20 protein-coding genes are annotated in these 22,623 nt (G+C 74.0%); 12 read left to right on the top strand and 8 right to left on the bottom strand.

Annotation, left to right across the window (positions count from 1 at the left end; translation table 11 throughout):
• Nucleotides 1-70: 70 nt before the first annotated feature.
• Nucleotides 71-1,429, top strand: coding sequence for a PP2C family protein-serine/threonine phosphatase (locus tag ACFVGO_RS08475; RefSeq protein ID WP_380631160.1), 1,359 nt, complete (start codon nt 71-73; stop codon nt 1,427-1,429).
• A 29-nt stretch (nt 1,430-1,458) separates the two neighbouring features.
• Here the strand turns inward: ACFVGO_RS08475 and ACFVGO_RS08470 are convergent, their stop codons facing one another.
• Nucleotides 1,459-2,898: an alpha/beta fold hydrolase gene (locus ACFVGO_RS08470; RefSeq protein WP_359904587.1), complete on the bottom strand. Its 1,440-nt coding sequence runs from the start codon at nt 2,896-2,898 to the stop codon at nt 1,459-1,461.
• Between the two features lie 380 nt (nt 2,899-3,278).
• Between ACFVGO_RS08470 and ACFVGO_RS08465 the strand changes: the two genes are divergently transcribed.
• The 3 genes from ACFVGO_RS08465 to ACFVGO_RS08455 all read left to right on the top strand — a co-directional run bounded on the left by ACFVGO_RS08465 (nt 3,279) and on the right by ACFVGO_RS08455 (nt 6,793).
• Entirely contained in the window at nt 3,279-4,397 is a 1,119-nt protein-coding gene (locus tag ACFVGO_RS08465; RefSeq protein WP_359904590.1) for a hypothetical protein, read from the top strand.
• 375 nt (nt 4,398-4,772) lie between these two features.
• A complete protein-coding gene (locus ACFVGO_RS08460) occupies nt 4,773-5,333 on the top strand; it encodes a hypothetical protein (protein ID WP_359904593.1) in 561 nt (186 codons plus the stop codon).
• A gap of 638 nt (nt 5,334-5,971) precedes the next feature.
• On the top strand, nt 5,972-6,793 hold the full coding sequence (locus ACFVGO_RS08455) for an SDR family NAD(P)-dependent oxidoreductase (RefSeq protein ID WP_359904596.1): 822 nt from the start codon (nt 5,972-5,974) through the stop codon (nt 6,791-6,793).
• A gap of 330 nt (nt 6,794-7,123) precedes the next feature.
• Here ACFVGO_RS08455 and ACFVGO_RS08450 read toward each other — a convergent pair whose 3' ends face one another.
• Complete coding sequence (locus ACFVGO_RS08450; protein ID WP_380631159.1) at nt 7,124-7,423, bottom strand: hypothetical protein; 300 nt, start codon at nt 7,421-7,423, stop codon at nt 7,124-7,126.
• 296 nt (nt 7,424-7,719) lie between these two features.
• Between ACFVGO_RS08450 and ACFVGO_RS08445 the strand changes: the two genes are divergently transcribed.
• Nucleotides 7,720-8,901, top strand: a complete 1,182-nt coding sequence (locus ACFVGO_RS08445; RefSeq protein WP_380352057.1) for an RICIN domain-containing protein — start codon at nt 7,720-7,722, stop codon at nt 8,899-8,901.
• A 164-nt stretch (nt 8,902-9,065) separates the two neighbouring features.
• Here the strand turns inward: ACFVGO_RS08445 and ACFVGO_RS08440 are convergent, their stop codons facing one another.
• Together ACFVGO_RS08440 and ACFVGO_RS08435 are read right to left on the bottom strand one after the other, a co-directional pair.
• A complete protein-coding gene (locus ACFVGO_RS08440; protein ID WP_049653364.1) occupies nt 9,066-9,293 on the bottom strand; it encodes a response regulator transcription factor in 228 nt (75 codons plus the stop codon).
• A 57-nt stretch (nt 9,294-9,350) separates the two neighbouring features.
• Nucleotides 9,351-9,521: a hypothetical protein gene (locus ACFVGO_RS08435; RefSeq protein WP_380631158.1), complete on the bottom strand. Its 171-nt coding sequence runs from the start codon at nt 9,519-9,521 to the stop codon at nt 9,351-9,353.
• A gap of 139 nt (nt 9,522-9,660) precedes the next feature.
• Between ACFVGO_RS08435 and ACFVGO_RS08430 the strand changes: the two genes are divergently transcribed.
• Both ACFVGO_RS08430 and ACFVGO_RS08425 read left to right on the top strand, forming a co-directional pair.
• Complete coding sequence (locus ACFVGO_RS08430; RefSeq protein WP_380631157.1) at nt 9,661-10,680, top strand: LuxR C-terminal-related transcriptional regulator; 1,020 nt, start codon at nt 9,661-9,663, stop codon at nt 10,678-10,680.
• Nucleotides 10,681-10,863: 183 nt separating this feature from the next.
• Nucleotides 10,864-11,454, top strand: a complete 591-nt coding sequence (locus ACFVGO_RS08425) for a hypothetical protein (protein WP_380631156.1) — start codon at nt 10,864-10,866, stop codon at nt 11,452-11,454.
• Nucleotides 11,455-11,511: 57 nt separating this feature from the next.
• Here the strand turns inward: ACFVGO_RS08425 and ACFVGO_RS08420 are convergent, their stop codons facing one another.
• The gene (locus ACFVGO_RS08420) at nt 11,512-12,924 is read right to left on the bottom strand and encodes a M1 family metallopeptidase (protein ID WP_380631155.1); all 1,413 of its coding nucleotides are present in this window, start codon (nt 12,922-12,924) and stop codon (nt 11,512-11,514) included.
• Between the two features lie 27 nt (nt 12,925-12,951).
• Nucleotides 12,952-13,914 carry a M28 family peptidase gene (locus ACFVGO_RS08415; RefSeq protein WP_380631154.1) on the bottom strand — a complete coding sequence of 321 codons (963 nt, stop codon included), beginning with the start codon at nt 13,912-13,914 and terminating at the stop codon, nt 12,952-12,954.
• Nucleotides 13,915-14,076: 162 nt separating this feature from the next.
• Between ACFVGO_RS08415 and ACFVGO_RS08410 the strand changes: the two genes are divergently transcribed.
• Together ACFVGO_RS08410 and ACFVGO_RS08405 are read left to right on the top strand one after the other, a co-directional pair.
• Complete coding sequence (locus ACFVGO_RS08410; RefSeq protein ID WP_359904622.1) at nt 14,077-14,820, top strand: response regulator transcription factor; 744 nt, start codon at nt 14,077-14,079, stop codon at nt 14,818-14,820.
• A complete protein-coding gene (locus ACFVGO_RS08405) occupies nt 14,810-16,858 on the top strand; it encodes a sensor histidine kinase (RefSeq protein ID WP_380631153.1) in 2,049 nt (682 codons plus the stop codon). The genes ACFVGO_RS08410 and ACFVGO_RS08405 overlap by 11 nt, the downstream gene beginning before the upstream one ends.
• A gap of 40 nt (nt 16,859-16,898) precedes the next feature.
• Here the strand turns inward: ACFVGO_RS08405 and ACFVGO_RS08400 are convergent, their stop codons facing one another.
• Entirely contained in the window at nt 16,899-18,578 is a 1,680-nt protein-coding gene (locus ACFVGO_RS08400; protein ID WP_380631152.1) for a hypothetical protein, read from the bottom strand.
• Nucleotides 18,579-18,823: 245 nt separating this feature from the next.
• Here ACFVGO_RS08400 and ACFVGO_RS08395 point away from each other — a divergent pair, with 245 nt between their 5' ends.
• Genes ACFVGO_RS08395 through ACFVGO_RS08385 form a run of 3 tightly spaced genes read left to right on the top strand, consistent with a single transcriptional unit; the run spans nt 18,824 to nt 21,479 of the window.
• On the top strand, nt 18,824-19,906 hold the full coding sequence (locus ACFVGO_RS08395; protein ID WP_359904631.1) for an NAD-dependent epimerase/dehydratase family protein: 1,083 nt from the start codon (nt 18,824-18,826) through the stop codon (nt 19,904-19,906).
• A 59-nt stretch (nt 19,907-19,965) separates the two neighbouring features.
• Nucleotides 19,966-20,460 (top strand): NUDIX domain-containing protein, encoded by a 495-nt coding sequence (locus ACFVGO_RS08390; protein WP_359904633.1) that lies wholly within the window; start codon nt 19,966-19,968, stop codon nt 20,458-20,460.
• Nucleotides 20,457-21,479, top strand: a complete 1,023-nt coding sequence (locus ACFVGO_RS08385) for a galactokinase (protein ID WP_380352045.1) — start codon at nt 20,457-20,459, stop codon at nt 21,477-21,479. The genes ACFVGO_RS08390 and ACFVGO_RS08385 overlap by 4 nt, the downstream gene beginning before the upstream one ends.
• Nucleotides 21,480-21,494: 15 nt before the next feature.
• On the opposite strand, the gene ACFVGO_RS08380 is transcribed toward ACFVGO_RS08385, so the two are convergent.
• Nucleotides 21,495-22,592, bottom strand: a complete 1,098-nt coding sequence (locus ACFVGO_RS08380) for a radical SAM protein (protein ID WP_359904638.1) — start codon at nt 22,590-22,592, stop codon at nt 21,495-21,497.
• Nucleotides 22,593-22,623 lie beyond the last annotated feature (31 nt).

Genomic DNA, 22,623 nt, shown 5'->3' with positions numbered 1-22,623 from the left:
GCCGGGCGCGTGCTCCCGGCCGGGCGGAGGTGGCGTGGGTAGCGTTGGCGGTCATGAACGAGGCGATGTCATGAGCCCCGCGGGGGAGCCCGCCGGGCCACCGGCCGAGGGGGACCTGCCGGGGCCGGGGCCCGATCCGGACGAACAGGTGGAGGGCGCCGCGGCGCAGCTGCGCGCCCTGGCGAGGTCGACGGACCGGCTGCAGGGGCTGCTGTCGGCGGTCCTGGCCATCGGCGGCGACCTGGACCTGCCCGCGGTGCTGCACCGCATCGTCACCACGGCCATGGACCTGGCCGGTGCCCGCTACGGCGCGCTCGGCGTCCTCGCCCCCTCCGGCGACCACCTGGAGCAGTTCGTCACCGCCGGCCTGACCGAGGAGGAGCGCGCGGCCCTCGCCGGAACCGGGTTCCCGCACGGGCGCGGAGTACTGGGCCACCTGATCCGCCACCCCGAGCCGCTGCGCGTGGACGACATCCCCTCCCACCCGGCCTCCGTCGGCTTCCCCCCGGGCCACCCGCCGATGCGCACCCTGCTGGGCGTGGCGGTCACCGTCCGCGGCGAGATCTACGGCGACCTCTACCTCTCCGAGCGCGCGGACGGCCGGCCGTTCGACCAGGACGACGAGGAGATCGTGCGCGCCCTCGCGGGCGCGGCCGGCATCGCCATCGACAACGCCCGCCTGTTCGGCCACCTGCGCGACAGCGCGGAGCAGTTCCAGCGGCTGCTGCTGCCCACGCTGCCGGACCTGCGCCCGTTCTCCGGGGCCGCGGTCTACCGCACCGCCGCCGAACCGGCCGGAGTCGGCGGCGACTGGTACGACGCCGCCGTCCTGCCCGACCAGGCCTGCGCCGCCGTCATCGGCGACGTCGTCGGGCACGACCTGTACGCCGCCGCCGCCATGGCCCAGGCCCGCAACATGCTGCGCGCCCTGCTGTACGACCGGGGGAGCCCTCCCAGCTCGGTGCTGACCCGGCTCGACCTCACCGTGCGCGCCATCACCGACCTGCCCGTCACCACCGCGTGCCTGGCCCGGATCGAACCCGCCGCCGACGGCTGGACCGTCCACTGGAGCACCGCCGGCCACCCGCCGCCCCTCGTCCTCACCCCCGACGGCCGAGCCCGGTACCTGGACGGCGAACCCGGCATCCCGCTGGGCATCGACCCCGAGCTCCACCGCCCCGACCACTCCGAGCCGCTGCCCGCGGGAAGCACCGTCGTCCTGTTCACCGACGGCCTCGTCGAACACCCCGACCATCCCATCGACCGCGGCCTGGACGCGCTCGCCGAGCTCGCCGCCGCCCACGCGGGCGAACCCCTGGACGATCTCGTCCGCTTCCTCGCCGACCACCACCCCAGCGACGGCCACGACGACATGGCCGTCCTCGCCATCCGCACCCCTGCCGAGGAGCGGACCGACCGGCGGCCGTAGTCCCGCCCCGGGGGCCGACGCCGCCCCCGCTACTTCAGCAGGAAGTCGTACACCGCCTGCCGTCCGGCCGGGTTCGCCGCCCGGTTCTGCACCGAGTGGGCCGCGCCCGGGACGATCACGATCTGCGGATGGTGCGCGAACTCGGCCTGTTGGAAGAGCAGTTCATAAGGCGTGGCCAGGTCCCGGTCGCCGCCGAGCAGCAGCACCGGCACGTCGGGCAGCATGCTGTGCGCCGGCGGGATCGGCGGGACGGGCTCGCGCGGCCAGTCCAGGCAGACCAGGAGGCTGCCGAGCCCGGTCGCGGTCGCCGGGTCGAACGGCCAGGTCTGCTCGGTGGTCAGCCGCTGCCGGGCGCGCTCCAGCGCGGCCGCCCGGCCCTCGACGGGGGTGTCCGTGGTGCCCCACGGGAAGTGCGAGTCGGCGCACAGGGTGGCGGAGTGCAGCCCCTGGCTGAGATCCTCGGCCGGGGCGGCGTCGACCTCCCGGTGGACGAGTTCGAAGAAGTCCTGGAGCTTCGCGGGCTGCCCGGCGGCGGCCTCGTGCAGGATTTCCGGGACCCCGCCGTAGTCCGGGTCGATGAACTCGTAGCCGGTGAGCGCACTCAGGATCTGCGCTCCGTTGCCGTACCGCCGAACGGTGGCGGCGAGGTCGGCGGCCGGGTCGGTGGTGCAGCCGGTGGCCCGGCAGACGGCCCGCAGGATCCGGGCGCTCGCGGGCAGCGCGGCCAGGTCGAGGGGGTCGAAACCCTGTGGCGGCGCCACCGAGTCGAGCACCAGCCGGGCCACGTGCGCCGGGTGGGCGAGCGCGTACCGCTTCGCGACGATGGTGCCGTAGGAGACGCCGTCCAGGGTCAGGCGCCGGTCGCCGAGGGCGCGGCGCAGCAGGTCGATGTCGGCGACGGTGTCGGCGGTGCTGTAGTGGCGGGCGTCGGTGCCGAGGGCGGTGGCGCAGTCGGTGACGGACTGCCTGCGCGGCAGGGCGAGGTCGGAGGAGCCCATGTCCTCCTGGAGGCCGGGGCATTGGAGCGCGTTCCGGCCGGTTCCGCGCTGGTCGTACATGACCAGGCGGTAGTCCTTGAGGACGGGCTCCAGCTTGCCCGCGATCTGCTTGATCGTCGGGACGCCGGGCTGGCCGGGGCCGCCGGTGAGGAACAGCAGGTCGCCCTTGGGCGCCTTGGTGTTGCCGGTGAAGGCGACCGCGAGGTCCAGGCTGCCGGGGGTGGCGCCGCTGTGGTCGAGCGGGACGGTGAGGGTCCCGCAGGTGAACTCGGGCGCGTCCGGGCAGGGTGCCTGCCCGGTGATCCCGCCGCCGGCCGGGGCTTCGCCGCCGGCCGAGGCACCGGCCTCAACTCCGGCTCCGGCCAACGCTCCGGCTCCGGTGGAGGCGAGGGCGGGGGTCGCCAGGGTGGTGCCGGCGACCACCGCGAAGGCGCCCGCCAGGGCGGCGATGCGGCCGCGTGTGCTCGTCATGTGTCGTCCTTCCGCTCGCACCGCGTCCGTACGGACACGGTCACGGAAGCAGCCTGCGCCCGGGGCGCGTCGATGGCGAGCGTTCGGGCGGGATCCGAGTGGGAACGAACCGTCAGGCCCCGGACGGCCCCGGAAGGCGGAGCGGCGCCCGCGTACGGGTGTTGCACCGTCTCGGGCAGGGCGATGCCGACGAGGTCCAGCGCCCCGCCGAGCATCGGCGCACTGTCGTCACTCAGTGTGATCAGCGTTTGGCGGACGTCGTGAGGCGGGGTGCGGCGGCCTGCGCCTAGCGTGGCGTTCCGGGGGCGATCCGAGTACTTCCGCGGGTCGGGCCGTCCGGGAACCGGAGGTCCGGTCCGCCCTCCAGAAGGCATGTGCACATGAAGCTTCGGGCATGTTCGAACGCGCTGGTGACCACCGCGCTGACCCTCGGTCTGGCCGCTGCCGCGTCCCCGGCCGGCGCGGCGGACCCGCCGCCGTTCCTGGACCGGCTGCACACCGTGTCCGCCGTCGCGTCCACTGTCCCCGAGAACGGCGACGTCAACCCGTACGGCACGTTCACCATCCAGGAGAGCGTCGGTGACCTGCACCGGGGCAACGTCCTGATCAGCAACTTCAACAACTCGGCCAACCTCCAGGGCACCGGCACCACCCTGGTCCAGGTGACCCCGGGCGGCAGCAGGACGACGTTCGCCACGATCGACCCGAACAACCTGCCCGGCCCCTGCCCCGGCGGGGTCGGCCTCACCACGGCGCTGACCGTCCTGCCCGGCGGCTGGGTCGTGGTCGGCAGCCTGCCCACCGCGGACGGCACGTCCGACACTGCCCAGGCCGGCTGCCTGCTGGTGCTCGACCGGCACGGAACCGTCCGGGAGACCATCGCGGGCGACGGCATCAACGGTCCGTGGGACATGACCGCCGTCAGCACCGGCAAGCGCAGCGAGCTGTTCGTCACCAACGTGCTCAACGGGACGGTCGCCGGCGGCGGTGCGGAGGTCGACCGGGGCACCGTCCTGCGGATCACCCTGTGCACCGAGGACGACCGGCCGCCGCAGCGGGTGGCCACCACCGAGATCGGCTCCGGGTTCCCCGAGCGGACGGACCCGGCGGCCCTGGTGGTCGGCCCGACCGGGGTCGGCCTCGGCCATGACGGCACGCTGTTCGTCGCCGACGCGGTGCTGAGCCGGATCACCGCGATCCCGCACGCGGTAGCCCGCACGGACAGCGCGGGCATCGGCCGGGTCGTCACCGAGGGCGGCGGCCTCAACGCCCCGCTGGGGCTGGCGATCGCACCCCGGGGTGACATCCTCACGGTCAACGGCGGGGACGGCAACATCGTCGAGACGACTCCCGAGGGGCGGCAGGTGGCGAGCAAGCAGATCAACAACGAGGGCACTCCGCCGGGCGCCGGCGCGCTCTTCGGTCTCGCGCTGGACCTCGACCGGGACGCCGTCTACTTCGTCAACGACGCGGACAACGCCCTCGACGTCCTGCACTGAGCGCGGGAACGGCGCGGGAACCAGGAGGAGCGGTGCACCGGCGGTGGTCGCGGCCGGTGCACCGCGGCCCGCCGGTGGCGGGTGGATCGGGCGCCTCCCCGGATCGCGCGCCTCCTGGGAACCGGCGTCTCCGTCGGTATTGTGCGGTTCCGGAAAACCGCGGACGAATACCGGAGGGGACTGCTGTGTGTGATGAAGTAGAACGTCGTATCTTCTCAATGTTTGATTCGGATAACGATCAGATCGTTTCCCGGTCGGAATATCTCTCGCGGGTGGACCGGGTGGTTACGGCCCTGGCTCCCGTGCGCGGCGCCGAAGTCGTGGCCCAGGAAAATCGTTGATCGAACCCGAATTCAACAGGAGAAAATCCAGCTCATGAAACCCGTACTCGTCGGCGCCGCACTCACCGCCGTGGCACTCCTCGAAGCGGCCATTCCGGCCGGCGCCGCCTCCGCCGATCCCGAGGTCGACGCCACCTGCGTGCGCACCCTCCACGGCACCTTCGACACCCCCGTCGACCCCGGCGGCGGCAACGCACCCCAGGCCGACACCTTGCACATGACCGGCACCGTGAAGTGCGTCGACCCGGCAGGCCGGCCCGTTGCCGCCGGGACCGTCGACCACACCGTCACCCTGCCGCGCACCGAATGCACCGGCGACGAGCACGGCGACACCTCGGCCACCCGCGTCACCTGGGCGGACGGCGCCGTCTCCACGCTCGGGTTCGACCGCGTCGACGTCGTCAAGGCCTACGGGACCGCCTCGCTGGTCGCCGCCGGCAGGGTCACCTCCGACAGCGCGCGATTCGCCGGTGACACGCTGAGCGGTACGGGCACCAGCATCAGCACCGGGTGCGGCACCATGGCCGGCGCCCGCACCGTCGACTCCACGACGGTGATCCGCCTGTCCCACCGGCCGGGGCCGGCAACCGGCTGACGCACCGGACACCGGGCCGGGGTCGTCGGCGCGAGGGCCGTGAACAAGAGCTCTCCCGTCGGCGCGCGGCCGCCTTCTCCGGCGAACGCACCACGAACCGACGGCGGACGCGGAGTTGGCGTGGTGGCACCGCAGGGGCTGACGGCACCCGTGCCGCCGTGTTCCGGGACACCGGTCGCCGTGGGCACCCCGTTCGAGTGCGCGCGTCAACGACGCGTCAGCAGCGCGTCGGTGGGCGTCAGGGGTTCGTCAGGGGTTCGTCAGGGAGGGTGAACGCGCTTGCCCCGGGCCCGCGGGCGGGCTTTGATGGAGCACATGCACCGCTCGACACGCCACCACGACCGCCCGCCGCACAGTCGGCCGCGGATCGTCGCTGTCGCGGTCGCCACCGCCGTCCGGTAGGACCGAGCCGCTTCCCGCTCTCCGCCGGCCGCGGGGCACGGGTTTCGGTGTCCTCCACCGGTTCCGTGCCGATCGCCGCCGCCCGTTCCTCGGCCCCGACCGGCTCCGAGGGGCGGGGGACGGGCGGCGTCCTCTCATCGCACCACACCTTTCCCGCACCGGCGGCCCCGGGAGCGAGCGGCCTCGTGCCGCGCAACTCCCGCGCCCCGCCGGTGCCTTCCACCCTTGGATGGGTCATGTCCGACACTGTGCTGTCCGCCCGTACCGCCCTCGTCACCGGTGCCTCCTCCGGAATCGGTTGGGAGACCGCCCGGCTGCTCGCCGGGCACGGTGCGACCGTGCTCGTGCACGCCCGGACCGCCGCCGAGGCGGCGGACGCCGTCGAGCGGCTGGTCGCCGCGGGCGCCCGGCGGAACCAACTCGTCGAACTGGCAGCCGACTTCACCCACCTCGCCGAGGTCGCGGCGCTGGCCGGCACGGTCGTCGAGCACTACCCGGCGCTGGACCTGCTGGTGAACAACGCCGCCGCGATGGCGCCCGAGCGCTGCACCCTGACCGGCGACGGCAACGAGGTCTCGCTCCAGGTCAACTTCCTGGCCGCGCACCTGCTGGCGAGGCTGCTGCGCGCCCCGCTCTCGGCGGCCGGCGACGCCCGGATCGTCAACGTCTCCTCCTCGCTGCACCGCACCGCCTCGATGAACTGGTCGGACCCGCACCGGACGAAGAGGTACTCGCGGGTCGCCGCGTACGCGCAGTCGCAGCTGGCGCTCACCATGGCGACCGCCGGGATGGCCCCGGCCGGCTCCGGCATCACCGCCGTCAGCCTCGACCCGGGCCAGTGCGCCACCGCGCTGCTGCCGCTGTACGGGCGCACCGGCGCGCCGGCGGCGGAGGGGGCGGCGGCCGTGGTGCGGCTCTGCCTGCCGGGGACGGTCGTGGCCAACGGCGCCTACTTCGACGGCGATGCGGTCGCGCCCGTGGCGCCGGCCGTCCAGGAGGAGCGCTCGCTGAAGCGCCTGGCCAAGCTCGCCGACCAGCTGGCCGGCCGGGCCGCCTGAACCGCCGGCACCCCACGGACCGGGAGGAGGGGCACGATGTCCAAGCGCGCCCGCGAGAAGAGGGCCCGGCGGAGGAAGAGGGCCAACCACGGCCGGAAGAGCGGGCGTTGACCCGATGGACCCACCCGGTGCCGCGTGCGACCGGCACCGGGTGCACCCATTGAGGCCCCCCGGGGCTCGGGCGCTCCCGGAAGGTGATCGGCGTGCGGACCTGTGACGGGTCCGGCGAACAGCAGCGGACGATCACCGGCCGAGGCGCCGCCAATGCTTTGTCAAGACCGAGCCGCTGACAGGGCTGCGGCCGTCCCCGGCCGCAGCTGCGGAGAACCCTCAGGCTCCGTGCCCCCGGGCGGACGCGATGGCCGCCCGTACCGTTTCCAGCAGGGCTTCCAGGCCCTGCGCCCGCTGCCATTCCTCGGCCGACAGGTGCCAGGTGTGCTGCGTCGCCGGGGCCTCGGGCGGACCGGCGACGACCTCGACGGTCCGCCTCCCCTTCCGGTCGGGGCCCGTGACCCGCAGGTCCGTGTTCCGGATGTGGAACCGCTTCGGACAGCTCCCGAAGACCTCCAGGATCCGGCCGTCGAACGTGTAGAACTCTCTGCCTGCCCTGGCCGTGATCTCGTCGGTCATGGGGCGACGCTACAGGCGGGACCCGCGGCTGTCAGGCCTCCGTCCGGCGGCAGTTCCGTCACCGCTCCGGCCGCGGGGCGTGTCACGTGATCCAGGTACCGCCGCTCCGGCACCGGATCTTCGTGACTGTCCGTGACCATCGCGGCTCGGCAAGATCTACCTCACCGAACGGAACGCCGGCAGGAAGGCGGACCGGACAGGTGGCGGCGGCGACGCCCCCCTGGCCGCCCGCACCCGTACCGCGTTGTGCCGGTCCGCCTGACGCTTCCTCCGAACTCGTCCGAAAGCAGCCCATCATGAGCGCCGTTAGCGCCCGCCTGAAGAAGTCCGCCACCGCCACCGCCCTGGCCGTCAGCCTCCTCGCCGGGGCCGGTACGGCTCTGGTCGCGGCCCCGACCCCGGCCGCCGCGGCCGACTGCGCCGGCAAGGACGGCGTCGGGGGCGGCAACTGCACCAGCGCCCTGATCGGCGCCGTCGCCGACACCGTCAAGTTCGTCCTCGGTGCGGCCAACCAGGCGAAGATGGAGAACGCCCAGTTCACCCAGGCCCTGGTCTCCAAGCTGAGCAGTGCCGCGCCCGGCTACAACGTCCTCGTCTTCAAGTACGACGGGACGGACGCCTTCGACACCAAGTGGTTCAAGAACGACTACTCGGCGAACATGCGGGGGGTGATGTTCGAGGACGACGTCAAGCTGGAGCACCACGACAAGGAGGGCGGGCCGCAGGGCTACGACGACTTCAAGGTCTGGGTCTTCGCGGGCGAGTCGACCTTCGTCAACTACGGTGACGGCGGCTTCATGAACTGGGCCTTCATCGGCCATGACTCGGACACCAGCGGCCGTGGGGGCCGGATCATCCACTTCCCGGCCCGGGTGGTGCCGGGGTCCTCCAGCGGCTCCACCCCTCCGCCCGGAACCCCCTCGACGCCCCAGGTGCCGATCGGAGGCCAGATCATCACCGTCCCCGCGATCCCCATCAGCAGCCCGGAGACCCCCGGCATCCCCGCGCACGAGACCGGCGACACCGGGAGCAGCATCCCCGGCGGCCACATCCGGATGGGCTTCGGTGTCGCCGACTCGGGCGCCGCCCAGTTGGGCGGCACGCTGCACCCGAGCGTCAGGAACGGCAGGGCGCCCGCCGCCAACGGTTCCGCGAGCGGTACCCCGGTCACCGCCGCCACCAGCACCGCCGCCAAGTCCACCGGCTGGGTCTTCACCCAGGACGCCGGCGGGCTCTACAAGATCACCAACGCCGTCACCGGCCTGGCCCTCACCGAGAACACCAAGAGCTACCTGGCCGAGGCGCGCCCCTGGACGGGCTCCGCCGCCCAGAAGTGGGAGGTCTTCGCGTTCGGCGACGGCGAGTACCAGATCCGCGTCAGCACCGACGACTGCCTCACCTACGACGAGGACAACAAGGCCCTCGGGGTCTGGACCTGCACCAACGACTGGAACCAGCGCTGGACGATCAAGCCCTGACCGTCCCTCGCCCGACCCCGCCCCCTCGCCCGACCCCGCCCCCTCGCCCGAGCCCGCCCCTGCCTCCGCCCCTGCCTCCGCCCCTGACTCCGCCCCCGCCGGGACCCGCCGGCGGGGGCGGGCCCGTGTCCGGCCCGACGTCGCGCACGCGCCCCGGGGCCGCGTCACGAGGCGGGGAGGCCGTGGCCGTGGGTGAAGGCGAACAGCGCCAACTGCATGCGGGTGGTGGCGCCGGTCTTGCTGCGGATCCGTCGGAGGTAGGTGTCGACGGTGTGCGGGCTGAGCTGGAGGCGGCGCGCGATGGTGTCGTAGGTGGCTCCTCGGGCCAGCAGCTCCAGCACCTCTACCTCCCGGCGGCTCAGGGCGGGGGCGGCGGTGGCGGGTCGGGACATCGGGGCACTCTCCTGGCTGAGGGGGCGTCGGACGGAGGCGGCAGTCACGGCGACCGCTCAGTAGATGGGCTGGCAGCCGGGGGTCGTGCACGCGCCGCCCCACGAGGTGTCGTCCGCGTGAACGTTGGGGGCCGCCGTCGCGTGGTCCTGCGGAACGGCGAGCGCGGCGGGGGCGCTGATCCCGAGAAGTGCCGCGAGCAGTACGGCGGCGGTGATGAAACGCTTCATGGAGTCCTCCTGGAGGGAACCTCGATGGTCCGCCGAGCGGGTCCCGGCCTGTGATCTAGCATGTCGCCGAGATGATCACGCGCCTACGGGCCGACCACCTCACCAAGCTGGGTGGCAGCAAAGTGACTGGGGGATGTACATGGACATTTCCGGTGAACCGGACGATCGGGCGGGCGGAGCGGAACCCGATCAGGTCGACGTGGCGGTCTACTCCTGGGTACTGGAACACCACCGGCTCGAACCCGAGGCCATCGCCGCAGACTTGGGACTGGACCCGGACCGGGCAGCCGCCTCGGTACGCCGGCTGAGCGCCCTGCGCCTGGTGTACCCGGATCCGCAGGACCCGGCGGCGGGCTACGCCGTCGCACCGGAGGCCGCGATGGCCCGGCTCGCCGCCCCCGCCGAGGCCCGGATCCGCCGCGAGCAGGAGGAGCTGGCCAGGGGACAGGCCCGACTCGTCGGCTTCTTCCCCCACTACCAGCGCGGCGGACGGGCGGCCGGCGCCGGTGAGGGGGTCGAGGTCATCAGCAGCCTTCAGGAGGTACGGGCGGCACTCGACCGGGCCTCGGACAGCTGCCGGAGCGAGGTGCTGGCCAGCCAGCCCGGCGGCGGAAGCCGCGTGCCGGCGGCCATGGAGGAAGCCCTCGGCCGTGACCGTGCGCTGCTCGCCCGCGGGGTGCGGATGCGCACGCTCTACCACCACACCGCACGCTTCAACGGCCCCAGCCAGGCGTACGTGGAAGCGGCCTCGCCGCTCGGCGGCGAGTACCGCACCGTCCACGAGCTGTTCGGCCGGATCATCGTCTTCGACCGCGAACTCGCCTTCATCCCCGCGAGCGACGGCTCCTGGGGCGCGGTGGCGGTCCGTCAGGAGTCACTGGTCGCCTACCTGTGCGAGATCTTCGAACAGTCCTGGTCGTGTGCCAGGCCGTTCTCCGCCGCCACCGAGGACGGCCTGGAGCAGGTCTCCCAGGAGATCGACCGGACCATCCTGCGGCTGCTCGCCGCCGGGCTCAAGGACGAGACGATCGCCCGCCGCCTCGGGATGTCCCTGCGCACCGCGCGGCGTCACATCGCCGACATCATGGGTCAGTTGGATGCCGAGAGTCGGTTCCAGGCGGGTGTGGCCGCCGCCCGTACCGGGCTGCTGGGCGAGTAGCGGCACCCCGGGAGACGGGGGTACGGGGGCGGCCGGGTCACGCGGGCGGCAGGGTCACGCGAGCCCGGGACCGGAGGCCCGGGACCGGGTTCGCGTGACTGTCCCGGCGCCACCACCGGAATCCATGATGGAGCCCGGCGAAGGGAAGCCTCCCGTCGCGAGGCTCCGGAACGGGGGACGACGGTGCAGTGGGGGCAGGACGATCAGGAGAACGAACCGGTCGACGAGAGCGGCTACCTCCGGGAACTCGCCGCGTTCCTCTCGGCCCGGTCCGGTGGAGGACCGGCCGTCCTGTGGACGGACTACGAGCCCCCCGTCACCGGCGACCCGTCCACGGCGGAGGCCGCGGCAGCCCTCGCCACCGGGCTGAGCACACTGCTGGGCGTCACCGTCCGGATCCTCCCTCAGGACCCCGCGGACCCGCACGCGGCGCAGATGCGACAGGCCGGTTCGGAGGAGCTCCTGGTACTCCAGCTGTCCTCCGTCACCGACATCCTGGTCGGTGCGCCGACGGCCTCGACGGACACGATCCCCGGTCCGATCGGCTCCACCGGCTCCACCGGCTCCACCGGCTCCACCGCCTCGACCGACGCGCACCGGGTGCCGCTGGCGGTCCGACTGCGGGGCGGCCAGGCGCTCTTCGTCCCGCGCCGTTCGACCTGCACGCTGCTGCCCGAGCCGGGCTCACGGCATGCGGTGCTTCAGATCCCGACACCGCGGACCGGGCCGCGGGCCCGTCCCGGGAGAGGCCCCGGGCCCGGCGTCGGCCGGTAGCCACCGGGGTGGTCCCGGTGCGGCTCCGGACCGGAGCCGCACCGGCCCGGCGACGGACTACCGGTTGCCCAGGGGGCCCGGGTAGAGGTACTCCTCGGCCGGGAGCGTGGTCCCGTGGGCCCAGGCGTCGAAGAAGCCCTTGAGGTCCTTGCCCGACACCCGCGCGGCCAGCGCCTCGAACTGCGGGAACGAGGCGTTGCCGTAGGCGTGGTCGGCGGTCCAGCGGCGCAGGGTGGCGAAGAACGCGTCGTCGCCGACGGTGCGCCGCAGGGCGTGCAGCATCAGGGAGCCCTTGAAGTACAGGGCGGGGGCGAGCTCCTTGCCCTTCCCGGGGTCGTACAGCTTCGTGGACCAGAACGAGGGGTTGTCCTTGTTCTCGGCGACCACGTGGGGGTAGAAGCCCTTGTCGAGGTCGGCGCCGTTGTGCTCCTCCCACAGCTGGTTGGCGTACTGGGCGAAGCACTCGGCGATGCAGCCGTCGCGCCAGTCGGTGAACGAGACGCTGTTGCCGAACCACTGGTGGGCGCTCTCGTGGACCACCCCTTCGTCGTAGAGGGCCCCGATGTACGTCGGCCGGCTCTGGGTCTCCAGAGCCGCCGCACCGCGTCCGGGATTCCTGGACTCGCCGACCACGATCGCGCCCGCCGAGGAGAACGGGTACGGGCCGAACTTCGAGGCCAGGAAGGCCAGGACGTCCGGTTGCGCGGCCTCCGTGGCCGCGTCGATCGGGACGTCCGGGCTGTACGCCGTGATGACGGGCTTGCCGTCGGGCAGCTGCGCCCGGTGGACGGTGAACCGGTCGACGGCGACCGTGGCGAGGTACGTCGCCATCGGCCGGTCCTCGTGCCAGCGGAACGTCGTCGTGCCGTCGGCGGTGGTGGTCGGCCCCGGCAGGCCGTTGCCGATGGCGGTCCAGCCGTCGGGGACGGTCGCCGTGAGGGCGAAGGTCGCCTTGTCGGACGGGTGGTCGTTCGACGGGTACCACGAGGTCGCGGAGTGCGGTTCGCCCGACACGTTCGCGCCGCCGTTCGTCAGGGTGTGCCAGCCCTCGGCGTCGGGCGTGCCGGCGTACGTCACCCGGACGGCGAACGTGGCGCCCCGGGCGACCCGCTGGGCCGGGACGACGACCAGCTTGTGCTCGCCGGAGCGCGAGAAGGACCGCGCCGGCGTGCCGTTCACGGTGACCGAGGCGACCGTGAAGCCCTTCAGGTCCAGGCTGAAGCGGTCCAGCGCCCGGACGGCCCGGGCGGTGACGGTCGTGTCGCCGTCCAGGTGGTCCGTGCGCGCCGGGTCGTAGGCGATCCGGACGTCGTAGTGCCCCACGTCGTAGCCGGAGTCGCCGTCGTCGGGGAAGTACGGGTCCCCGAGGCCCGCCGCGGAGGCGGGCAGGGCCGTCAGGGCGACGCCGAGGGCGGTCGCGGTCGCCAGCGCGGCGGCGGTCCGGCGGCGGGTGGTCGGTGTTGCGGGCATCCGTGTCTCCTGCGGGGTGTCGGGTGGTCAGGGCCGGGCGGTGGCGGGGGTGGTGGCGGCGAGCTGCCACACCACGCCGATCAGGGCGTTGGTGCTGGTGGTCTGCGTCGCCGGGTCGACGTTGGCGAGGTTGTCGCAGGCATCGTGGATGCAGTCGGAGATGCCGGTGCTGAAGCCGGAGGACGGGATGCCGGCCTTGCCGAACGACTCGTTGTCCGACCCGCCCACGCCGATGTCGAAGGTGGCGAGCCCCCGGGCGGCGAACCACGACTCGAAGACCTGCCCGGCCGCGCTGTCGGCCTGCTGACCGTCCTTCACCACGAGCCACTGCTGGGTGTTCCGGCTGCCGGTCTGGTCGAAGTTGAGGTACAGGTCGACCGCCTTGCGGTCGGCGTCGGACAGGCCACGGACGTAGTCGGCGGAACCGACCAGCCCGGCCTCCTCGGCCCCCCACCAGGCGAACCGCAGGTGCCGGGCGGGCTTCAACCGGGCCTTGGCCACCTGGAGGGCGGTGGTCAGCACCGTGGCCGACCCGGACCCGTTGTCGTTGATCCCCGGGCCCTGCTTGACGCTGTCCAGGTGGGCGCCGGAGAGCAGCACGTGGTTCGGGTCGCCGCCGGGCCAGTCGGCGATCAGGTTGTAGCCGGTCGCGCCGTCGTGCGAGAAGCGGCGCACTTCGGTGCGGAAACCGGCCCGGTCCAGCGCGTGGCGCACGTACGCCAGTGACTCCGCGTACCCGCGGGTGCCGTGCGCGCGGTTGCCGCCGTTGCGATCGGCGATCTGCTGCAGGGCCCGCAGGTGCGGCATCACGTCCTCCTCCGCGACGGTCGGCGCGGTGGCGGGCGCGGTGGCGGGACCGGAGGGGACCTCGGTGGCCGCCGTGGCGGCGGAGGGGACCGCGGACAGGACCAGGGCCACGCCGAGGACGCCGGCGGCGAGGGACAGCGGACGGGAGGACGGCTTCGGGGACGGCTTCGGGGACGGCTTCACGAGGGGCCTCTCGGGAGGGGACCGGGGCACTCGGCCCCGGCGGACCCCGCCACACTCTCCGCCCGGTGTCAGGAAGTTGTCAGGAAGCAGTCGGAAAGCGGTGGTGACGTGGGCGGACACGGTCGGGAAACGGTGACCGGACGGCGCTTTACGATCATCCGTATGTGCGCACATGTGGTGGTTGCCGAGGACGATCCCAAACAGGCCGACCTCATCCGCTTGTACCTGGAACGCGAAGGCCACCGCGTCGACGTCGTCCACGACGGCCGGGCCGCCCTGGAGCGGGCCCGCCTCGGATCGGTGCAACTCCTCGTCCTCGACGTGATGATGCCGGTCCTGGACGGCCTGGACGTGTGCCGCACCCTGCGCGCCGAGTCCCCCCTGCCGGTGCTGATGCTGACCGCCCGCACCGCCGAGGAGGACCTCCTGCTCGGACTCGACCTCGGCGCCGACGACTACCTCACCAAGCCCTACAGCCCCCGGGAACTGGTCGCCCGGGTCCGCGCCCTGCTGCGCCGCGGCTCCCGGCCGGCCCCGGCCCGGGACACCCACGGCGGCCGGGACGCCCAGGACGCCTCCGGGCCGCAGGCCGTCCTGCGGGTCGGACCGCTCACCGTCGACCCGCTGCGCCACGAGGTCACCGCCCACGGCCGTCGGATCGGCTGCACACCCGCCGAGTTCCGGCTGCTGGAGGTGCTGGCCGGCCAGCCGGGCCGGGTCTTCACCCGCGCCCAACTGCTGGAACACCTGCACGGCATCGACCGCTACATCACCACCCGCACCGTCGACACCCACGTGATGAACCTGCGCCGCAAGATCGAACCGGATGCGCGCCGCCCCGTCGCCCTCCTGACGGTGTACGGCATCGGCTACAAGCTCGCGGAGGAGCCGCCCGGTGCGTCCTGACACCCCGCTGCGCCGCAGCCTGACGGTCCGGCTGCTCGCGCTCTCCGCCCTGGTCTCCCTCTGCTCCATCGCCGCGACCGCCTGGCTGGCCGCCCGCACGACCACCGGCGCGATCGAGCGGGAGCAGACCCGGGTCCTCGTGGACCACACCCGGATCTACGACGAACTGCTCGGCTACGCCGCGACCCACGCCGACTGGAGCGGGGCGCAGGAGACCGTTCGGCGGCTCGCGGACGCCACCGGGCGCCGCATCGTCCTGGCGACGCCGCGCTTCGAACCGGTCGTGGACTCGGCGGCCGGGGCGGGTGCGGCTCCTGCGCCCGAGAGCGGTCCCGCGTCGACGGCCGGTGAGCGGACGGCCCTGCCCCGTACGCCCACCGCCACCGTGGACCCGCTCGCCGTCGACATCGCCATGCTGCCCGGCGCACCGAGCGACCGGATCGACGCCCGCGCGGCGGGACCGTTCCGGCCGACCGCCGCCGAGCACGCGACCCTGCGGGCCGCCCTGCTGCGGCAGGCGGACTGCCTGCGGTCGGCGCTCGGCATCGAGGCGACCGTCACCGACGACCTCGCCGGGCGGCCGCGGCTGCGGACCACCGACGACCGCGCCGACGGTGTGCGCTGCGCGTCCCCCGTGGTGATGGCGGCCCCGACCGACACCGAGCGCGCCGCCCTCACCGACCTCACCGCGCTGGTCAACGCCTGCCTGGCCCGCCGGCAGGCCGGTCCCGTCACCCTGTCCCTGGGGCCGGACGGGATCCCGGCAGGGCCGGCGCCGCAGGACCGGGCGATGTCCGCCTGCCTGACCAACGCCCGCCGGCAGCAGCTCGTCCAGTACGTGGCGCCGCCCGTGCTGCTGTTCGTCGACACCCCGGTGACCGCCCCGAAGGGCACCGGCGCCGGAGCCGGGGGCGAGGCCCCCACGGCGGTCTCCGCGTCGATCCCCGCCCACCCCGGACGGGTCGCCGAGGTCGCGGCCCTGGTGCTGTCGGTGACCGTGGCGGTCACGGTGACGGTCGGCCTGCGGCTCTCCCGGCCGCTGCACGCCCTCACCCACGCCGCCCGGCGGATGGCCGACGGGGACCTCTCGGCCCGGGTCGACGTGACCGGCCGCGACGAGATCGCCGGACTCGCCGCCGCCTTCAACGCGATGGCGGAACGGCGCGGGCAGCTGGAGGACCTGCGCAAGGCGATGGTGGGCGACATCGCGCACGAGCTGCGCACCCCGCTGAGCAACATCCGCGGCTGGCTGGAGGCCGTCGAGGACGGCGTCGCCACCGCGGACCGGGCGCTGACGGGCTCGCTGCTCGAAGAGGCCCTGCTGCTCCAGCACCTCATCGACGACCTGAAGGACCTGGCCGCCGCCGACGCGGGCGAACTGGCCCTGTACCGCGAACCCGTGGACGTCGAGGACCTGTTGGCGCAGGTCGCCACCGCGCACGGAGCCCGGGCCCGGGCGTCCGGAGTGGCCCTGGCGCTGGCCGTCGAGCCTTCCCGGGACGCGTCGTCCGGGAGCGCGCCGGACGGGACCGCGCCGGAGGGGACCGCGTCGTCCCGGAACATGTCGTCCGGGAGCGCGCCGGACGGCTCGGCGGCCGGCGCCGAGCTGTTCGCCGACCCGGTGCGCCTGCGCCAGGCCCTCGGCAACCTGGTCGCCAACGCGGTCCGGCACACCCCGGCGGGCGGCACGGTCACCCTGCGGGCCCGCACCGACGCCGACGCCGTCCTCATCGAGGTCGCCGACACCGGCAGCGGCATCGCCGAGGCGGACCTGCCGCTGGTGTTCGAGCGCTTCTGGCGGGCGGAGAAGTCCCGCAGCCGGCGGACCGGCGGCAGCGGTCTCGGCCTCGCCATCGTCCGCAAGCTCGCCGAGGTCCACGACGGCAGCGTCCGGGTGGCCAGTACCCCCGGCAGGGGCTCGGTGTTCACCGTGCGCCTGCCGTTGGCCCCGACAGCGGCGTCGGGGCCGACGGGCCGGGGCGGGAAGGAGCCGGGGGTGACGGCCTCGCCGCGCCCGGGGGTGTCGAGCCGCTCGTAGCCGCCCCGGCCGCCCCGGTCGCCGCCCGCCGCCCGCGGGGTCAGACGACGGTGAGCAGCGTGCCCTCGTACGCGAGCCACTGGGCGAAGGCGTGCAGTCCCTTGGCATGCCCGGTCGCCGGTGTCCAGCCGGGTGGGCGGGGGCCGTCCGGGAACGCCGGCCGGGGGGTGGGGGCTCCGGGCGCCGGTGGGTCGGTCCGGACCGGCACCGGGCGGACGGCGGTGTGCACGGAGTGCGCCAACTCGCCGAGCGTGGCGGGCTTCTCGCCCGCGACGCTCAGGGCGCGGGCGGTGGGCCGGGTGCGCAGCACGGCCAGCACGGCGTCGGCCAGGTCGTCCGTGTAGACGGGGTGCACCTCGGTGTCGGGGCCCTCCTGGACGACCACCGGCCGGCTGCGCAGGGCGTCCCACACCATGCGGCCGATGAGGGTGTCCCGGGAGCAGCCGGGGCCGTACACCTCGTCCACGGTCAGGGTGTACGGCCGGGGGTCGTCGGGCAGGTGGATCCTCAGTTCCCGGGCCGGGGCTCCCGCGCGCAGGCCGGTCAGGTCGAGGACGGCGTCGGGCGCCGCGTCGCCGGTGAGGTCGGCCAGTCTGCGTGCGAGGTGCTCGCCGAGCGGTGTGGCGCCGCCGCGCAGGGTGAGGCCGGCGGGCTGCCGGGGCCGGCGGCGGGCCGGGCGGTCGGCGGCCTCGTGTCCGGCGGCCAGTGCGCGTCGTGCCACGGCGGCCAGGGCCTCGCGGCGTTCGGCGAGGTGTTCCTCGGTGCTGGTGTTGCTGATGCCGCCGGGTCCGATCGTCGCGATCGCCTCGGCGTACACCTCGGCCCGTACCGCGGGTGCGGAGCCGTCGACGTCCAGGCCGAGGCGGGCGGCCTCGTGGCCCATGGCGAGGGCCGTGAGCCAGGTCCCGCGGACGTCCGGCGCGTCCGGCTCCGGCCCGGGCGGCGCGAACAGCGTGCGGGGCAGGCCGAGGCCGTGCAGGTACTGCTCGCAGTCCAGGTGCAGCCAGCGTTCGGGGCCCGGCCCGGTGACCCGCACCGCGCAGCGGGCGACGCCGTACTTGAGGAACGGCAGGACCGTCAGGCCGGTCAGCCGGTTCCCCTCGTCGCCGGGCCGGTCGCCGGGCAGGAAGCAGACCGAACGGCGCGGCCCCCGGAAGGCGTTGCCCGAGATCGAGCCGCGGTCCTGGTGCTCGGCGAGGTTGGGGACGGAGACGTAGCGGGGGACGCCGGCGTCCCGGAGGTAGCGGTGCATCAGGATGTCGTCGGGCCAGCCGCCGAGGCGCTCGCGGCCGTAGCGGACGAAGCCCTCGGCGACGGCCCGGGGGAGCACGATCGCGACGCACGGGAAGTACTCGTTGACCGCGCCGATCCAGCGGGCGCCGGCCATGGCGCCGAAGCGGGCCGCGGCCCCGTTGCGGGAGTCCCACAGGGCGAACAGGGCCAGTGCCGCGTCCGGCATCGCGTCGACGGCGAGGCGGACCCGTTCGAAGAACGTTTCGGACAACAGCATGTCGTCCTGGACGACCAGTTGGTGGGTTGCGCCGTCCTCGACGGCCTCCCAGGCGGCGAGTGCCGTGCGCAGCACCGAGGGGGTGCCGGTGGGGTCCGGGTCCATGACGACGCGCAGCGCGCCCGGGGGCGCCGCCAGGGCCATCCGCTCGGCGGCCCGCCGGCGCTTCGGGTGGGTCATGACCACCCCGCTGAGCTGATGGAGCGTCATCTCATTTCCCTGTCTCTGGTGGGGCGTAAGGGACTTGGTGGATCCACTGGAGCGATCGGATACTGCGGGTGCCACCGGTTCCGGACAGTACGGATCGCGCCGAGGGCTGGCAAGAGTGCCGAATTCGCACTGGCGGAGCGGTTGGAGATCCACGGATGCTGGGCTGGCACGCCACCTTCCGTGTGAAGCCTGTGGCTGTGTGTGAGTGCGCATCGAGTTCGCCGTCTCCACGGAAAGGGACACACATGTCCGCTGGATCGCACGCGCCATCGAACGAAGCCGGAGCCGACGGGGGCGAGAGCGTCGAGGCCCGGCTGGAGAAACTGCGCGACGCCCGCGTCGTCGTGACGGGGGGTGGGGGCCTGGTGGGCAGCCGGCTCAGCGCCCTGCTGTGCCGGGCCGGTGCCGAGGTGGCCGTCCTGGACCGGATGGACGCCTACCCCGAGTCCGGGCACGCGGTCTTCGGGGTGGAGGGGAGCGGGGCCCGCCTGGTCGTCGGCGACGTGTGCGACCGCGACACGGTCGCCGGGCTGGTCCGGGAGGCCGACTTCGTGGTCCACGCCGCCGCCTACGCGGACGTGGCCGCCTGCACCCGGAATCCCGGCATCGCCTTCCGGGCCAATGTGCAGGGCACCCAGGTCGTCCTGGAGGAGGCGGCCCGGGCGCGGGTCCGCCGCCTGGTGCTGGTCTCGTCCGCGTCCGTGTACGGCGACGGCCCCGCCGACTCGCCCGGCCCGCACGTGTTCCACGAGGACCAGCCGCTGTTCCCGCTGTCGGTGTACGCGAACGGCAAGCTGTGGGCGGAGCACCAGACCCGGCTGCTGCTCGGGGCGTCGTCGGGGTGCGAGCACGCGATCGTCCGGTACTTCTCGGTGTACGGGGAGCCGCAGATCCCCAAGCCGGGCAGCCACTCCTGGATGGTCCCGTGGCTGTCCCTGCAGGCCCGGCTCGGCCGTCCCATGCGCCTGAACGGGGGCGGCGTCCAGGTGCGCGACCTGGTCCACGTCGAGGACGTGGCCGAGGCGACGGCGCTGGCGCTCGTGGAGGAGGGGATGGCGGGCCGGACGGTGAACGTGGGGACGGGCCGCCCGACGTCCGTCCGGGAGGTCGCGGACCTGCTCACCCCCTACTTCCCGGGGGCGCGCCGGATCGTCACCCCGCGTCCCGAGGGCGATCCGCTCGGGGGCTACGCCTCCACGGAGCGGTGCCGGGAGCTGCTGCGCTGGCGGGCCCGGATCGACGTGGCGCAGGGCGTGGACCGGTACGTGCGGTGGCTGGAGTCGACACCCGAGGCGGTGCCGCGCTGGCTGGTGGAGGAGAACGCGTGACAGTCTGTGGCCCCGTGGACGTCCGCCGTGGGGCGGGCCGCGAAGGAGGCGGTGCGGGCATGGGTTACGTCGGGTCGTACACCTGGTCACTGCGTCAGAAGGTGGGCGGCAGAAAGCTGTTGATGCCGGGGGCCCAGGTCCTGCTGCTCGACGCGGCCGGCCGGGGGCTGTTCCAGCAGCGGGTCGACAACGGCGTGTGGGAGCTGCCGGCGGGCGCCTGCGAGGAGGACGGGGGCTTCGCCGACGCGGCCGTCCGGGAGGTGGCGGAGGAGACCGGGCTGCGGGTGGAGAAGGAGGACCTGGTCGCGTTCGGGTCGCTGTCCGATCCGGCCGTGCACACCCTGACCTATCCGAACGGGGACGTCACCCACTGCTTCGCGCTGTGCTTCGTGGCCCGGCGCTGGTCGGGGGAGCTCGCCCCGGGGGCGGACGAGGTGCGCCGGGCGGAGTTCCGGCGCCTCGACGATCCGCCGGGGCCGCTGCACCCGCCCACGGCGGTGGTGCTGTCGATGTACCGGGCGTTCGTCGCCGAGGGGAGGTTCCAGGCCGGATGAGCGAGGAGCACCGGATCAGCGAAGAGCGCCGGACGAGCGAAGAGCATCCGATCCGCGCCGCGGTGCCGTGCCGGGCGTGCCTGTCGGGGGAGGACCTGGACTGGCTGGGGGCGGGCCGATCGGTCAGCCTCGCCCTCGACCTGCCGACCACGGTCGAGGTGCTGCCGGGAGCGACGGCCGGCGCGGAGACCGCCGGAGACTGGCCGGCCGAGGTGTGGACCTTCCTGCGCGCCCGGCTCCCCGGGCTGGCCCCCGCCCCGCCGCCGGTGCGCGTCCGCAGCGAGGCGCCCCCCGCGAGCGGGCTGTCCTCGTCCACCGCGCTGATCGTGGCGCTGTTCCGGGCCTTCGCCGAGGCCGGGGCGCCGGCCGGCGAGCGGGTGCCGGAGCGCTCGATCGTCCAGTGGGCGTACGAGTTCGAGTTCGCCCGGTTCAACGGCGGCGGCATGGACCACCTCGCCGTGGCCGAGGGCGGCGCGCTGCTGATCGACGGCCGGGAGCGCGGGCTGCCGGTCGTCAGGGAGCGGCTGGAGTTCCCGGACGACTGGCGGGTGGTCGTGGTGGATTCGGGCACCCGGAAGAACACCGGCGACCACATCCGTACGGTGCGGGCGCAGCTCGCGGCCGGCGATCCCGCGCTCGCGGCGTACCGGTCCGAGGCCGACCGGGCCTCGGCCGCCGCGTGGGCGGCGCTGCGCGGGCGCGACCACGAGGCGCTGGGGGAGGCGATGGCCCGGGCGCACGCGGCGATGCGCGACTTCCAGGGCATGTCGACCCCGCTCCTGGAGGAACTGCGCACGGTGGCGCTGCGCGCCGTCGGCCTGCCGCTGAAGCTCAGCGGGGCCGGCGGCGGCGGCTCGCTGGTCGGGGTGTGCCGCGCGGGCGACGCGCCCGCGGTGGTGGCGGGCCTGGCCGGCGCGCTGCGCGGCCGGTACCCCGGGGCGCGGGTGATCCCCGCCCGGGCGGCGGCGGGGAGCCGCGGTGCCCGGGCGGGGGATCGGGTCGGCGTCAGCGCGGTGTGACGGTCACGGCGACGGTCACAGGAACGGGTCGTAGTCCTCCTGGAGGGGGACTGCGCCCGTTCCCTCCGCGATCTGCTCCAGTTCCAGGTTGGAGCGGTGCCGCGCGCAGTGGAAGCGGCAGTCCCGGCTCGGGTCGATGATGCCGCGGTCGGAGCCCTGCCAGATGTCGGCCAGGCTGTCGGTGACGGCGTCGCCGATCCTGGCCATCGGGTTGCCGCGGTGGTAGGCGCAGACGTACACGCCGGACGGGGTGATCAGGGTGCGCAGTTCGGCGACCCGGCAGCGGTGGTACTCCTTGGGCTGGACGGGTCCGGTGTGGCGGCGCAGGGAGGTGAGCGTGGAGGAGTTGACGAGCTGGAAGGTGTCGCTCTCCAGCCGGGCCGCCTCGGCGAGCTGGCGGTCGACCGCGTCGAGGATGTCCTGGGACACCTGGATGACGTGGTGCTCCTCGTCGAACATCGCCTTGGTCTCGAAGTAGTCGCAGCCGATGTCGTGGGCGAGTTCGGCGGCGCGCAGCACCTCGGTGTGGTTGCTGACGGTCCGGCCGTCCGGCTCCCGGCGGGTCATGACGAGGAAGGAGTAGCCGAGGGCGCCGCTCTTCGCCTCGGCGAGCAGCCGCATGTTCGCGACGACCTTGTCGAAGACGCTGCGGCCCTTGCGGTCGGGGCGGAAGAGCCCGTACGTCCCGGCGGTGCCGGCGTCCATGGAGACGCGGACCCAGGTGGCGTAGCGGGCGAGTTCGGTGAGGTTCTTGTCGATCATGGTGCCGTTGGTGACGACCCCGACGGCCAGGCCCGCCTCACCGAGGATGCGCAGGACCTTGCGGGTGCCCCGGTGGGCGAGCGGCTCGCCGCCCCCGATCAGCACCACGCCCCGGACGGACAGGGCGACCAGCTCCTCGGCGAGCGCCGCCAGCCGTTCGGGGGTGAAGCGGCCCTGGTTGAGGAGCTTTCCGCTGATGCACTCGGGGCAGGCCAGGTCGCAGAAGGTCGTCGGATCGAGGTCCACGACGAGTGGCGCGCCGGAGGCGGCTCCCGAGGCGGCCTCCAGGACACGGGGCCAGCCGGACGGCTGGTACAGCTTGGACACGAGATCGAGGCGGTCGTGCGTCACGGAATCCTCCTGTGGACGTGAACGGGGTGCC

The sequence above is a fragment of the Kitasatospora sp. NPDC057738 genome (assembly GCF_042798815.1).
Lineage (GTDB): Bacteria > Actinomycetota > Actinomycetes > Streptomycetales > Streptomycetaceae > Kitasatospora > Kitasatospora lactacystinica.
The sequence above is the reverse complement of the archived record's forward strand: the minus strand, read 5'-3'. Positions and strand labels throughout refer to the sequence as shown.

Coding starts and splice junctions, on each gene's coding strand:
- ACFVGO_RS08445 (WP_380352057.1), top strand. CDS start 7,720: ATGAGCGCCGTTAGCGCCCGCCTGAAGAAGTCCGCCACCGCCACCGCC.
- ACFVGO_RS08450 (WP_380631159.1), bottom strand. CDS start 7,423: ATGACCGACGAGATCACGGCCAGGGCAGGCAGAGAGTTCTACACGTTC.
- ACFVGO_RS08470 (WP_359904587.1), bottom strand. CDS start 2,898: ATGACGAGCACACGCGGCCGCATCGCCGCCCTGGCGGGCGCCTTCGCG.
- ACFVGO_RS08410 (WP_359904622.1), top strand. CDS start 14,077: ATGTGCGCACATGTGGTGGTTGCCGAGGACGATCCCAAACAGGCCGAC.
- ACFVGO_RS08385 (WP_380352045.1), top strand. CDS start 20,457: ATGAGCGAGGAGCACCGGATCAGCGAAGAGCGCCGGACGAGCGAAGAG.
- ACFVGO_RS08475 (WP_380631160.1), top strand. CDS start 71: ATGAGCCCCGCGGGGGAGCCCGCCGGGCCACCGGCCGAGGGGGACCTG.
- ACFVGO_RS08430 (WP_380631157.1), top strand. CDS start 9,661: ATGGACATTTCCGGTGAACCGGACGATCGGGCGGGCGGAGCGGAACCC.
- ACFVGO_RS08395 (WP_359904631.1), top strand. CDS start 18,824: ATGTCCGCTGGATCGCACGCGCCATCGAACGAAGCCGGAGCCGACGGG.
- ACFVGO_RS08440 (WP_049653364.1), bottom strand. CDS start 9,293: ATGTCCCGACCCGCCACCGCCGCCCCCGCCCTGAGCCGCCGGGAGGTA.
- ACFVGO_RS08460 (WP_359904593.1), top strand. CDS start 4,773: ATGAAACCCGTACTCGTCGGCGCCGCACTCACCGCCGTGGCACTCCTC.
- ACFVGO_RS08400 (WP_380631152.1), bottom strand. CDS start 18,578: ATGACGCTCCATCAGCTCAGCGGGGTGGTCATGACCCACCCGAAGCGC.
- ACFVGO_RS08465 (WP_359904590.1), top strand. CDS start 3,279: ATGAAGCTTCGGGCATGTTCGAACGCGCTGGTGACCACCGCGCTGACC.
- ACFVGO_RS08435 (WP_380631158.1), bottom strand. CDS start 9,521: ATGAAGCGTTTCATCACCGCCGCCGTACTGCTCGCGGCACTTCTCGGG.
- ACFVGO_RS08420 (WP_380631155.1), bottom strand. CDS start 12,924: ATGCCCGCAACACCGACCACCCGCCGCCGGACCGCCGCCGCGCTGGCG.
- ACFVGO_RS08455 (WP_359904596.1), top strand. CDS start 5,972: ATGTCCGACACTGTGCTGTCCGCCCGTACCGCCCTCGTCACCGGTGCC.
- ACFVGO_RS08390 (WP_359904633.1), top strand. CDS start 19,966: ATGGGTTACGTCGGGTCGTACACCTGGTCACTGCGTCAGAAGGTGGGC.